Raw genomic sequence first — 12,088 nt, 5'->3', positions numbered from 1 at the left:
GCTCATGCGCGTTTTTCCGCAATGCGCAGCACCGCGCTGCGTGCGCGCGGATTCGCCGCGGTTTCTTCGTCGGTGGCGAACTGCGCGCGCCCGATCGCGATCATTGCGGAGGGCGCAGCTTCCGGCTGCGGCAGACCGCGACGCACCGGCCGCGCGACTTCGCCGCGGATGAACTGCTTCACCGCGCGGTCTTCGAGCGAATGGAAACTGATGACCGCGAGGCGCGCGCCAGGCTTGAGACAGGCCACCGCGGCATCGAGGCCGTCGCGCAGCGCACCAAGCTCGTCATTGACGTGGATGCGCAGCGCCTGGAACGTGCGCGTCGCGGGATGCTTGTGGCGTTCGCGATGACGACCGATCGCGTGGGTGGCGAGGTCGGCGAGCTCGCGCGTGGTCGCAAGCGGCCGTTCCTGTCGAACCTCGATGATTGCCCGTGCGATGCGTCGACTCATCCTTTCCTCGCCAAGCCGCCACAACACGTCGGCGATCTCCCTTTCGTCCGCGACCGCCAACCACTGCGCGGCACTCGTTCCACGCGTCGGATCCATGCGCATGTCCAGCGGACCGTCTCCCTGGAAGCTGAAGCCGCGTTGCGGATCGTCCAGTTGCGGCGACGACACGCCAAGATCGAGCAACACGCCATCCAGTCCCGCGGCCGCTTCCGGCCAGGCCGCCATTGCGGCGAAATTCGAGTGGAGAATGCCGACGCGCGCATCCGCCGCGAATTCCGCCTGTGCGCTCGCGATCGCCTGCGGATCGCGATCCATCAGCAGCAGGCGACCGTCCGGTCCCAACCGCCGCAACACCTCGCGCGCGTGACCGCCGCGCCCGAACGTGCCGTCCAAATACCGCCCTTCGGGTCGAACACGCAGCCCCTCCAGGACTTCCTCCAACATCACCGGCACATGTCGCAGCGGCGCGGCGCTCATCGCTGCGCGCCCGTCACAGCGTCAGCTCGAGCATGTCCTCCGTGATCTGCGCCTCACCGATCGTTTCGCGGATCGTGGCAAGGTGCGCCTGCTCGCTCCACAGCTCGAGCTTGTTGCCCATGCCGAGCAGGACCGCGCGTTTTTCCAGCGCGCTCTGGCTGCGCATGCTCGCCGGCAGCTGGATGCGACCGTTTGCGTCCGGCTCCAGCGCCGCCGCCGCACCGACCAGCTTGCGCTGCAGGTTGCGATGCACGGCCACCATCGACGACAGCCCGTTCACGACGTCACGCACGCGCTCCCACTCGGCCTGCGGAAACAGCCACAGGCATCCATGCTCGAACGGGTTGTAGGTGACCACGAGGCGATTGCCGGATTTCGCGACAAGGTCGCGATGGGCCGCCGGGATGGCTACCCGGCCCTTGTCGTCCAGCGTGACGGCGGTTTCGCCCTGAAACATCGACCACTTCCCACCACAAAAAACCACTTGAACCCACATTAGGCGGCACGCTGGGATGTGTCAAGGAAAAAACGGGAAAAAAACGCTGGCGCCGCAATGATTTGTGATCTTTGCGCGGTTGCCGAACCGAACGGTTTTGATAAGTGTCTTGAGGAACCTTCTTCAACACATTGATGGTGTTGGTCTTGAGGCTTCAGGGCTGCAAGGCATCGAGGGTTTTCGTGGCTCCGGCTCGCAGGAGCTCCCTGGTCGCGACGGGTCTCGACGCAAGGCGAGGACTCGGCAGGCCCCACATGGTGGGCTACGACCGCAATCGCGCGTCTGCTCGGGCGGCGCAGCAACTTTCGCTGCAACGGCGGGAAATTCGTCCGCGACCACCAGGGGAGCGCCGACGCTTGCGCACACGACGCGCGCTGCAATGCCGGTCGCGCGACCGGCATTGCAGCAGAACGAGGGGGAGCCGGCCGATAAGCCGGGTTCTGTCGTGAGCAGCCATTCCTCTAGGCCCTGCGTCGCCGCAGGGCTCGAGCAGCCAACCCGGGAACGACGCGGGCCGCGTCATGGTTCCCCTATTCGGCCTTGCTCCAGGTGGGGTTTGCCGTGCCGGTCTGTTGCCAGACTCGCGGTGCGCTCTTACCGCACCGTTTCACCCTTGCCTGATCCCTTGCGGGCCATCGGCGGTCTTCTCTCTGTTGCACTTTCCGTCGGCTCACGCCGCCCAGGCGTTACCTGGCACCCTGCCCTATGGAGCCCGGACTTTCCTCGGCGCGCAAAGCGCGACGCGGCTGCCTGGCCGGCTCCCTCGCGCAGCGTAACAGGACGCGCCTGCGGAAACGAGCGTAACGGCGTGCGGTGATCGCAGTCGTTTCGACTTCGCTCGCTGCACTCGGTGCGAACGGGGAGGCGGGTCAGGAGCGCTCGTCACTGCGTTCGGCATAAAGCAGTTTGCGCGGCGCACCGCTGATCGCCGCCGCCAACTTCGCCGCACGCGCCGGCGGCAACTCCTCGCGCAACAGCGCGAACACGCGACGCCCTTCGGCGAGTTGCGCGTCCGCGTCATCGCCTTGTGCACCGGCGACGATGACGACGAATTCGCCGCGCTGCTGGTTCGCATCGGCCACCACGCGCGCGTGCACGACACCGAGCGGCGCCGCGATGATCGTCTCGAACAGCTTTGTCAGTTCGCGCGCGAGCGCGGCCTCGCGCGTCGCACCGAACACCGCCACCATGTCGAGCAGCGATTCGACGATGCGATGGCTCGATTCGTAGAAGATCAGGCTGCGCGGCTCCGCTGCGAGTGCCTGCAGCCGCTCGCGGCGCGCGGAGCCCTTCGCCGGCAGGAAACCCTCGAACGCGAAGCGGTCGCTTGGCAATCCGGCCACCGACAGTGCGGCGATCGCGGCACACGGACCGGGCACAGGGGATACCTCGCAGCCGGCTTCGCGCGCGGCGCGAACGAGGCGAAATCCGGGATCGCTGATCAGTGGCGTGCCGGCATCGGACACCAGCGCAACGTCGTCGCCGGCGAGCAGGCGCTCGACGATGCGCTCAGCCTGCTCGCGTTCGTTGTGCTCGTGCAGCGCGAGCGTGCGTGCGCGACTGCCCGCATGCGCGAGCAGTGGCGCGCTGTGGCGCGTGTCCTCCGCCGCGACCAGCGCGACCGCGCGCAACACGTCGCGCGCGCGCGGCGAAAGATCATCGAGATTGCCGATCGGCGTCGCCACGATCCACAGGCGCCCGCGTTTCGGCTGCACGTCCGTCACTCCGTCACTCCTTCACCGCGCCGGCAGCGCGGAGAGCGGCGCGCATCGGCTATCATCCGCAGCGTAGCTCATCGCGCGCAGGGAGTGACCATGAGGCTTCGCAGGTTCCGCGACACCCTGGAGACCGGCGCGATCGTCCGTGGCGCGCTCGTGCTGCTGGCCGCGCTTGCCCTCGCGTCCTGCGCAACCATGGGCGACTTCGGCGAACGCGCCGGCGGTTCCACCGCTGCATCGGCCGAGGCCGGGCACGCCGAACAGTTGTACACGCAAGGTCAACTCGATCAGGCCGCGACCGAATTCCTCGCCCTTGCCGACGCCGCGCGCGGCGATGCGGCCGCGCACTACCGCCTGCGCGCCGCCGAAGTGATGCGCGATCGCGGCGACATCGAAGGCGCGGCGCGCGCGCTCGGCGACATCAAGCGCCGCCGCCTGCACGGCGACGAGGCGCAGCGACTGGACCTGCTCGACGCCGAAATCGCGCTCAAGCATGGCGACCTCGACCAGGCCGAGGCGCTGCTCGCCGGACTTGGCGACAACCCGACCGAATCGGTGCGCGTGCGCGCGCTGGAGCTGCGCGCACGCACGGACCTCGCACGCGGCGACCGCTTCGCGTCGGCGCGCTCGCGCGCAGTGCTCGACCGCGATCTCTCCGGCGCCGACCGCGAACAGAACCGGCGACAACTGGTCGAAGCGCTGGCCGGACTCGATATCGCGACGTTGCGCACGCGCATCGACACGCTGGCCGAGCAGGACGCATTGCGTCCATGGGTCGAACAGACCCTGCGCGGCAAGGGCCAGCCGCTTGCACGCGCGCTGCCCCGGCCAAGTCGCCCGGTCGGCACCGTGCAACCGGGCGGTGGCGGCGCATTGCAGGCCGAAGGGTATTTTCCTCCGCACCGCATCGCGTTGCTGCTGCCGCTGAGCGCGCAGTTCGCGACGGTCGCGCAATCGATCCGCGACGGCTTCCTCAGCGCCTACTTTGCCGATGAGCGCGCGCGCCGCCCGGAACTGCACATCTACGATTCCGGCAAGTCCCCGGCGGATGCGATCGCCGCGTACGAACGCGCGGTCGCCGACGGCGCCGACCACGTGATCGGACCGTTGCAGCGCGAATCGGTCGGCGAGCTGTTCCACCAGTCACTGAAGTCGCCCGTGCTCGCGCTGAATCATCCCGACACCGGCGAAGTCCCGCCGGCGGGCAGCGCCGAATTCGGCCTGCTGCCGGATGCGGAAGGCGCGCAGGTCGCCGAACGCATGCGCGCGCGCGGGATCACGCGCGTCGCCGTGTTCGCCGCCACGTCCGACTGGGCCGAGCGCGCCGCACGCGCGTTCCGTGCGCAGTTCGAGGCGGCTGGCGGCAGCATCGTCGGCGAGACCCGCCTCGCCGACAAGGACGTGAATTTCGCCACCGCGATCACCCAGGCGACCGCCGCGCTCGGCCAGGGAGCGGACGCCGGCGTATTCGTCAGCATGCGGCCGCAACAGGCGCGCCTGTTGCTGCCCCAGCTCAAGGTGGCGAACATCAACCTGCCGGTCTATGCGACTTCGCATGTCTATTCCGGCGAAGCCAATGCCGCACTCGACCGCGATCTCGACGGCATCGAGTTCTCCGATGCGCCGTGGCTGTTCGGGCCGGTGCCGGGTCGCCCGGATCGCAACGCGGTGGCGTCGCGCATCGACAGCGCGAACGGACTTGGCAGCCGCCTGTTTGCATTCGGCATGGACGCCTACGCGCTGCTGCCGTACATGGACTGGCTGCTCGCGCATCCCGATTCCTATCTCAACGGCGCAACCGGCCAGCTGACCGCCGACAGCTTCGGCCGCATCCATCGACTGGTCGGCTGGGCGCGCTTCCAGAACGGAGTCGCGCTGCCGATCGACGGCGCGCTCGACAGCGCGCCGCTGCAGCAATGAATGCGCGACCCGGCAGCGCCACGCGCGAGGCCGGCGCCCGCTGCGAGGATCTTGCCGACGCGCACCTGCAACGCGCCGGGCTCGTGCCGATCGCGCGCAACTTCAATTGCCGCCTCGGCGAACTCGACCTGGTCATGCGCGACGGCGACATCGTCGTGTTCGTGGAAGTGCGCTATCGCCGCAAGGGTGGCGACGGTCGTTTCGGCGACGGCATCGATTCAGTCGGCGCGAGCAAGCGCACGCGACTCGTGCGCGCCGCGGCGATGTTCCTCGCCCAGCACCCGCGCCTGGCCGGATGTGCGTGCCGCTTCGATGTGGTCGCGGTCGCGGGCGATGCCGCCGCGCCGCAACTGGAATGGCTGCCCAATGCCTTCGAGGCCAACTGAGGAATACCGCATGCACCATCGCAAGCGCATCGCATGGCTGTTGTTGCTGCTCGCATTGCCCGTGCTCGGCGGCTGCTTCGCCGCGGTTGTCGGCGGTGCAGCCGTCGGTGCGCGCGCCGCGCACGACCGGCGCGACATCGGCAGCTATGTCGACGACAAGCGCATCTACCTCAGCGCCTACGACACGCTCAACAAGGACAAGGAGCTCGCGCTGAAGAATCGCGTAGTCATCGTCGTCTACGACGGCGTGATGCTGCTCGCAGGCGAAGTGCGCACGGACGAGCTGAAGCAGCGCGCGGAGCGCCTTGTCAGCGGGTTCGAGGGCACGCGCCGGATCGTCAACGAACTCGCCGTCGGCGAACCTGTCGGTTTCTGGTCGCGCCGGCGCGACAACACGATCACGCTGCACGTGAAGACGGCGCTGCTCGACCTGACCAGCCTCGAAGGCTTCGACCCGACCCGCGTCAACGTGACCACCGTGCACCGCACGGTCTACCTGATGGGCAAGGTCACGCGCGAGGAAGACGAGGCGGTGACCGGCATCGCGCGCGACGTCAGCGGGGTGGAGAAGGTCGTGAAGCTGTTCGAGTACCTCGACTAGAGGCGACGCCGGCGTGCTCCCGACCAATGCATTGGGTGAATTGCAGGGAATCTTCGCGGCGGACGCGTTGACGACGGATGCCGCCGAATGCCTCGTGTACGGCTACGACAATTCGCGCCGGCAGGCGATGCCCGACGCGGTCGTGTTCCCGACCGCGCATGACCAGGTCGTCGCCCTCGTGCGCGCGTGCCGCACGCATCGCGTTCCGCTGGTCGCGCGCGGACGTGGTACCAACACGACCGGTGCGAGCGTGCCGGCCTCGGGTGGCGTGGTCGCGAGTTTCGAACGCATGAACCGCGTGCTGCGCATCGATGCGGACGATCGCATCGCCGTGGTCGAACCCGGCGTGATCAACGGCGACCTGCAGGCCATGCTCGAAGCGCAACGGCTGTTCTGGCCACCGGATCCGACCTCGGCGCCGTTCTGCACGATCGCCGGCAACATCGCCTGCAATGCGGGCGGCCCGCGCGCGGTGAAGTACGGCGCGACGCGCGACAACGTGCTCGCGCTGCGCGCGGTTGCCGGCAATGGCGAGGACTTCCGGTGCGGCACGCCGACGACCAAGGGTTCGACCGGCTACGATCTCACGCGTTTGCTGGTTGGTTCGGAAGGCACGCTCGCGATCCTCACCGAAGCGACGCTCAAGCTCGTGCCGCTGCCGTCGGCGAAGCGCACCCTGCGCGCGACCTATGCCAATGTAGGCGCAGCCGCGCAAGCGGTCGCGCGCATCATGGCGCAGCCGGTCACGCCGTGCGCGCTGGAATTCCTCGACGACCAGTGCCTCGCACTCGCGCGCACGCACGGGGGCGATTCGATCCCGCTCGCCGGCGCGATGCTCGTCATCGAAGTCGATGGTGAAGAAGGGTCGCTCGCAGCCAGCGCCGATGCGGTTGCGCACGCCGCGCGCGGCGATGGCCTGCTCGAATTGCTCGTCGCCGGCAATCGCGCCGAAGTCGATGCGCTGTGGTCGGCGCGCAAGGCGCTGTCGCCGGCCCTGCGCACGCTGTCGCCGGACAAGATCAACGAAGACGTCGTCGTACCGGTGAGCCGCGTGCCCGAACTCGTCGCCGCCACGCGCGCGATCGCCGCGAAGCATGCGTTGCTTGTCGTCTGCTTCGGCCACGCAGGCAACGGCAACCTGCACGTGAACCTTCTGCCGCGCGACGAGGACGAGAAATCGCGCGCACCGGCCGCGCTCGACGAACTGTTCGACGCGGTGATCCGCCTCGACGGCACGCTGTCCGGCGAACACGGCATCGGCCTCGCCAAGCGCGCGTTCATGCCGCGCGCCGTCGACGCGAACGCACTCGCGTTGATGCGCGCGATCAAGGCGCAGTTCGATCCGGACGGCATCCTGAATCCCGGCAAGCTCCTGTAGCTCCACCAGCGGTCTCGACGTATGCTGGCCGGTGGAAAAAGGGAAAGGGGTCATGTTCATTATCTAGACAAATGAACATGACCCTTTTCACCTTTATCCCAAACCCCTGGAGACGGCCATGATCAAGTACATCGTCGCCACCGCACTCGCCTCGACGGCGTGCCTGTGTGCGCACGCCGTGACCCTCAACCCGCACGGTCGCGGGCAGGTACTGATCTACCCGTACTACACCGTGGAGAACGGCCAGGACACGCTGATATCCGTTGTGAACACGTCCGAGCAGGGCAAGCGTGTGTATGTCCAGGTCCGGGAAGGACGCAACAGCCGCCTCGTCGCGTGGGTCGACGTTTATCTGTCCGCACACGATGCGTGGACCGCCGCGATCACGTCCACAGCGGACGGCGCGAAGATCGTCACCGCTGACGCGAGCTGCACGCGACCGGCGATCCCGACCGAGGGCCTGCCGCTCTCGAGTGACGCGTACACGGGCCACTCCATCGCACCGTACAACGCACCCGACAGCGGCCCGCAGACACTCGATCGCGTGCGCGAAGGCCACATCGACATCGTGACGAAGTACGAATTTCCGCAGGACAGCGACGCCTACCGGGCCATCGCGCCGGCGGTGCCCGGAGGACCGCCGCGCGATTGCAATGCGGTGGCCATCAACGACGTCTCGGAAGTCGTGCCCAGCGACACGCTCTTCGGCAGCGCGGCGATCGTGAACGTCGGCGAGGGCACGTTTTTCGGCTACGGCGCCGACGCGCTCGCAGGCTTCACCGCCACCGCGTTGTTTTTCGGGTCGTCGGCGACAGCAGAGATCGAGATCCTGGGAGCCGCCAATTCGGCCAGCTCTTCTCTCACGGCAACCGCACACGTCGTCGGCGACGACGGTGAGCCGCTTTCGATCGACTACACGCGCGGCATCGACGCGGTCAGTGCCGTCTTAATGGTCGATTCCGCGCTCAACGAATACCTCACCGCGTCGGCGCTCGGTGCCGCGACGGACTGGGTCGTCGCGTTTCCGACCAAGCGCTTCTACACCGACGCGCAGGCGTACCCCGGAGCGCCGCGCGCGCCATTCCCTTCGGCATTCGCGGCCGGTCGCGCCGACGTACGCGTCGACGCGACCTTCCACGACCAGGAAGGCGGCGCGGCCGCGTCGATCCTGCCGCCGAACTGCGGCACGTCGTGCGCGACGAACCTCGCCCCGCTGTCCTACGCGGTCAATGTACTTTCGATCCTGCACGCAGGCACCGACGGCCGCTCTCCGGTACTCGGCTCACAACTCGCGAGCGTGCTGAAGCCGTACACGATGGCCGCATCGCTGAATGATGCCGGCTGGATCTCGATGGACTTCGACAGCGACGCCGAACGACACACGTTGCCGGACGGCCACGCCGGAGACCACACGGTCACGCTCCACGGTTTGCCCGCGAGCGGCTTCATGGTCTACAACATCATCAACGCCAACGCAGCGCCCGGCCGCCTCGCCAACTACGGCGGCGCGTTCACGCATCGCACGGGTGTCGCCTGCAGCGGCATGGGAGTTGCGACCTGCCCGTGATGAAAAGGGTCAGGCTTCATCATCAAGGTGAATGAACCGCCCTTTCCCCCGATTCCGATTGCCAGCGATAGCGAAGGGAGGCATGCGATGTATCGAAGACTACTCATGGCGACGATGGGCGTCGCCCTGGTCGGCGTGACGCACCTGAGCGGTGCGGTGACCCTGAACCCCAACGGCCTCGGCCAGGCGCTCATCTATCCTTACTACACGGTCAACAAGGGACAGGACACGCTCCTCACGCTGGCCAATGCTTCCGACCTCGGCAAGGTCGCGCGCGTGCGCTTCCGCGAGGGCTACAACGGTCGCGAGGTGCTCGATTTCCTCGTGCTGCTTTCGCCGCACGACGTGTGGAGTGCGGCGATCACCGTCGCGGACGCTGGCGAAACGGCGGGCGCGAAACTGGTCACGAGCGACCACAGCTGCACCAAGCCGGCGATCCCCGTCGGCGGCCAGGCGTTCAGCAGTGCAAACTACACCGGCGGCAACGTGTCCCCGTACAACCTGCGTGACAGCGGGCCTCAGACGATCGCGCGCACACGCGAAGGCCATGTCCAGATCGTGGTGAACGGTGACATCGTGCCCGACAGTCCGACCGATCGCATCGTTCGGCACGCGCAGAACGGCACGCCCGGTGCCGGGTCGCCGCTGTGCGCGCAGATTCCTTTCGTGGCTATCGCTGCGGATCTCGTCGCACCGGCGAACACGCTCGGCGGTTCGATCGGTATCGTCAACGTCGCCGAAGGCACGTTCTTCCCGTACGACGCGCTCGCGCTCGCCGACTTCACGCAGAGTACGTTGGCCGACAACGGCTCCTGGGTCGGCTATGACGATCTCAATCGCGCCAATGCGGGCGACGGTGTTCCGTCGGCGACGGTCTTCACCGACCGCGGTGTCGCGACGATCAACTACGCACTAGGCATCGATGCGGTCAGCGCGGTATTCATGGCCGAGAGCGTCTACAACGACGTGCTGATCAACCCCGCACTCGGCGCAGCCACGGACTGGGTACTCACGTTCCCGACGCGACGCTACTACGTCGACGGTCTCGCCTACCCCAGCTCGCCGCGCGCTCCGTTCGGCAGCCGCTTCGAGAACGGCGCGGCGCCGGTGACGATCGGCTGGCACCTGTACGACAACGAAGAACTCTACGTGTCCGATCCGTGCGGCCCGATCTGCGGCGTGCCGCCATCGCCCGCGACGCTGACTGCGCCGTACGAGGTCAACGTGATCGCGTTCAGGCCGTCCGAAGGCGCGCCGGCGACGACCTCGGATGTATTGGGCTCACACCTCGTAAAGACCCTGACAGCGACGTATCCGGACTGGACCTCCGGCCAGGCCGATCTCGACCTCGCCGCGGACGAAAACCAGTCGCTCGCGACGGGCACCCTCAACGGCGCCCCGGTGACCTTGCGCGGCCTGCCGGTCGCCGGCTTCATGGTCTACAACATCATCAACGCGCAGGCGCACCCGGGCCGCCTCGCGAACTACAGCGGCGCGTTCGCGCACCGCAAGCGCGTGACCTGCAGCAGCCGCACCGGCCAGGCCCTGCCTCCCTGCAGCTGAGCCGCGGACCGGGCTTTTCGAGGAATCGACGCATGCGCACCCCTTCGTTCGCTTGCATTGCACTGCTGGCCGTCACAGCCCTTTCGGTCATTGACGCCGAAGCCGTCATGCTCAATCCGCGCGGCCTCGGGCAAGCGCTGGTCTATCCGTACTACACGGTCAATGCCGGCCAGGACACGCTTGTCTCCGTGACCAATGCGGGCGACGTGGGCAAGGTCGTCCGCGTGCGTTTCCTCGAAGGCTACAACCAGCGCGACGTTCTCGACTTCGACCTGTTCCTCTCTGCGCACGACGTCTGGACCGGCGCCGTCAGCAACGATGCCGCGGGCGGCGCACGCCTGGTCAGCCACGACCGCTCCTGCACCCTTCCTGCGCTGCCCGTGGAGGGCGTCGCGTTCCTCACCACAGGTTACGCCGGCGCGCACGCCGACGGCGGACCAAGCGGAATCGAACGCACGCGCGAGGGCTCGATCCAGTTGATCGCGCTCGGCGACGTCATTCCCGGCAGCGCGACGGCGATACGCATCACGCACCAATGGCACGGCCACCCCGGCGACGACACACCTCCAGGTTGCGGCGAGATCACGGAAACGAATGTCGAGGCCGACCTCGACGTACCGGGTGACGACCTGTCGGGCGTCGGTGCGATCGTGAACGTGGGTATCGGCACCTTCTATCCCTATACCGCGGATGCGCTGAGCGGTTTCACGGCGCGCGCGCTCTATGCGCCGCCCTTCACCTTGCCGGATTTGCGTTCCGCGAATTCGAGCGAAGCCACGCGCGGCGTCGCACGTGCCTATGTGTCGACCGGCAAGGGCACACTCGCAATCGACTATGCGCGCGGCGAGGACGCGGTCAGCGCCGTCTTCATGGCACAGGCACTGCACAACGATTTCCTCAACGCGTCCGGCCTCGGCGCGGCGACCGACTGGGTCGTGACGTTTCCGACCAAGCAGTACTACGTTGATAGGCGGTTCGTTGCTGCACCGGCGGCACCATTCGACCAAGCGTTTTCGGCACCCGAACGATCCGACGTCTGGCTACGTGCGAACTTCTTCGACCAGGAAGAACGCGCTTTCACCACCGACGTGCCGCCCGACGGCTGCGGATTCATATGCGTCGGGACATTTCCGCTCGTTCTTCCCTATGCGACCAATGTCGTACGGATCCTGCCGCGGCACACGATCGATCAACCGTCCGAAGTGTTCGGCTCGACGCTGTCGACTGCGCTGCTGCCATATGGCTTTCCGTACGGGCAGGACCTGCCGCCGATCGGTGCGGGCTGGGTCGATCTCGATCTCGCCGGTTACGGCGCCTCGCTCCCGGGCGGACAACTCCCCGCCGACGGTCGCGCCGTCGCACTGAAAGGCCTGCCTGCCACCGGCTTCATGGCCTACAACGTGATCAACGCGAACGCGCAACCCGGCAAGCTCGCCAACTACAGCGGCGTGTACGCGCACCGCTCGATCTTCGCCTGCATCACGTTGCCGGACGGTTCTGCGTGTGAGTAACAAATGGGGTCGGGTTCGT

Annotated in this window: 10 protein-coding genes and 1 other RNA gene; 7 read left to right on the top strand and 4 right to left on the bottom strand. The window is 67.4% G+C overall.

All coding sequences use genetic code 11. The features are described 5' to 3' along the window. Window positions 1-2: 2 nt before the first annotated feature. The 4 genes from rsmH to rsmI all read right to left on the bottom strand — a co-directional run bounded on the left by rsmH (window position 3) and on the right by rsmI (window position 3,149). Window positions 3-929 (bottom strand): 16S rRNA (cytosine(1402)-N(4))-methyltransferase RsmH, encoded by a 927-nt coding sequence (gene rsmH / locus ACILRJ_RS16380; RefSeq protein ID WP_395684280.1) that lies wholly within the window; start codon window positions 927-929, stop codon window positions 3-5. Between the two features lie 13 nt (window positions 930-942). Beyond that, complete coding sequence (gene mraZ, locus ACILRJ_RS16375) at window positions 943-1,386, bottom strand: division/cell wall cluster transcriptional repressor MraZ (protein WP_395684279.1); 444 nt, start codon at window positions 1,384-1,386, stop codon at window positions 943-945. A 452-nt stretch (window positions 1,387-1,838) separates the two neighbouring features. Next, window positions 1,839-2,187: RNase P RNA component class A (rnpB, locus tag ACILRJ_RS16370), an RNA gene on the bottom strand. Window positions 2,188-2,294: 107 nt separating this feature from the next. Next, window positions 2,295-3,149: a 16S rRNA (cytidine(1402)-2'-O)-methyltransferase gene (rsmI, locus tag ACILRJ_RS16365; RefSeq protein ID WP_395684278.1), complete on the bottom strand. Its 855-nt coding sequence runs from the start codon at window positions 3,147-3,149 to the stop codon at window positions 2,295-2,297. Window positions 3,150-3,239: 90 nt separating this feature from the next. On the opposite strand from rsmI, the gene ACILRJ_RS16360 reads away from it, so the two are divergent. The 7 genes from ACILRJ_RS16360 (at window position 3,240) to ACILRJ_RS16330 (ending at window position 12,069) form a co-directional block, all read left to right on the top strand. Continuing rightward, window positions 3,240-5,063, top strand: coding sequence for a penicillin-binding protein activator (locus ACILRJ_RS16360; protein WP_395684277.1), 1,824 nt, complete (start codon window positions 3,240-3,242; stop codon window positions 5,061-5,063). Continuing rightward, window positions 5,060-5,449 carry a YraN family protein gene (locus ACILRJ_RS16355; protein ID WP_395684276.1) on the top strand — a complete coding sequence of 130 codons (390 nt, stop codon included), beginning with the start codon at window positions 5,060-5,062 and terminating at the stop codon, window positions 5,447-5,449. Before ACILRJ_RS16360 ends, ACILRJ_RS16355 begins: the two co-directional genes overlap by 4 nt. Window positions 5,450-5,459: 10 nt before the next feature. Further along, the gene (locus ACILRJ_RS16350) at window positions 5,460-6,050 is read left to right on the top strand and encodes a BON domain-containing protein (RefSeq protein WP_395684275.1); all 591 of its coding nucleotides are present in this window, start codon (window positions 5,460-5,462) and stop codon (window positions 6,048-6,050) included. Between the two features lie 13 nt (window positions 6,051-6,063). Next, window positions 6,064-7,428, top strand: coding sequence for an FAD-binding oxidoreductase (locus tag ACILRJ_RS16345; RefSeq protein ID WP_395684274.1), 1,365 nt, complete (start codon window positions 6,064-6,066; stop codon window positions 7,426-7,428). 118 nt (window positions 7,429-7,546) lie between these two features. Next, window positions 7,547-8,995, top strand: coding sequence for a hypothetical protein (locus tag ACILRJ_RS16340; protein ID WP_395684273.1), 1,449 nt, complete (start codon window positions 7,547-7,549; stop codon window positions 8,993-8,995). An 87-nt stretch (window positions 8,996-9,082) separates the two neighbouring features. After that, a complete protein-coding gene (locus ACILRJ_RS16335; protein WP_395684272.1) occupies window positions 9,083-10,558 on the top strand; it encodes a hypothetical protein in 1,476 nt (491 codons plus the stop codon). A gap of 32 nt (window positions 10,559-10,590) precedes the next feature. Further along, window positions 10,591-12,069, top strand: coding sequence for a hypothetical protein (locus ACILRJ_RS16330; protein WP_395684271.1), 1,479 nt, complete (start codon window positions 10,591-10,593; stop codon window positions 12,067-12,069). The last annotated feature ends 19 nt before the right edge of the window (window positions 12,070-12,088 follow it).

This window comes from Dokdonella sp. (genome assembly GCF_044227025.1).
Classification (GTDB): domain Bacteria; phylum Pseudomonadota; class Gammaproteobacteria; order Xanthomonadales; family Rhodanobacteraceae; genus Dokdonella_A.
The sequence above is the reverse complement of the archived record's forward strand: the minus strand, read 5'-3'. Positions and strand labels throughout refer to the sequence as shown.

What these genes read in the sequence shown, in the direction of transcription:
- rsmH (WP_395684280.1), bottom strand. Translation starts at nt 929, where the DNA reads ATGAGCGCCGCGCCGCTGCGACATGTGCCGGTGATGTTGGAGGAAGTC.
- mraZ (WP_395684279.1), bottom strand. Translation starts at nt 1,386, where the DNA reads ATGTTTCAGGGCGAAACCGCCGTCACGCTGGACGACAAGGGCCGGGTA.
- ACILRJ_RS16360 (WP_395684277.1), top strand. Translation starts at nt 3,240, where the DNA reads ATGAGGCTTCGCAGGTTCCGCGACACCCTGGAGACCGGCGCGATCGTC.
- ACILRJ_RS16355 (WP_395684276.1), top strand. Translation starts at nt 5,060, where the DNA reads ATGAATGCGCGACCCGGCAGCGCCACGCGCGAGGCCGGCGCCCGCTGC.
- ACILRJ_RS16350 (WP_395684275.1), top strand. Translation starts at nt 5,460, where the DNA reads ATGCACCATCGCAAGCGCATCGCATGGCTGTTGTTGCTGCTCGCATTG.
- ACILRJ_RS16340 (WP_395684273.1), top strand. Translation starts at nt 7,547, where the DNA reads ATGATCAAGTACATCGTCGCCACCGCACTCGCCTCGACGGCGTGCCTG.
- ACILRJ_RS16335 (WP_395684272.1), top strand. Translation starts at nt 9,083, where the DNA reads ATGTATCGAAGACTACTCATGGCGACGATGGGCGTCGCCCTGGTCGGC.
- ACILRJ_RS16330 (WP_395684271.1), top strand. Translation starts at nt 10,591, where the DNA reads ATGCGCACCCCTTCGTTCGCTTGCATTGCACTGCTGGCCGTCACAGCC.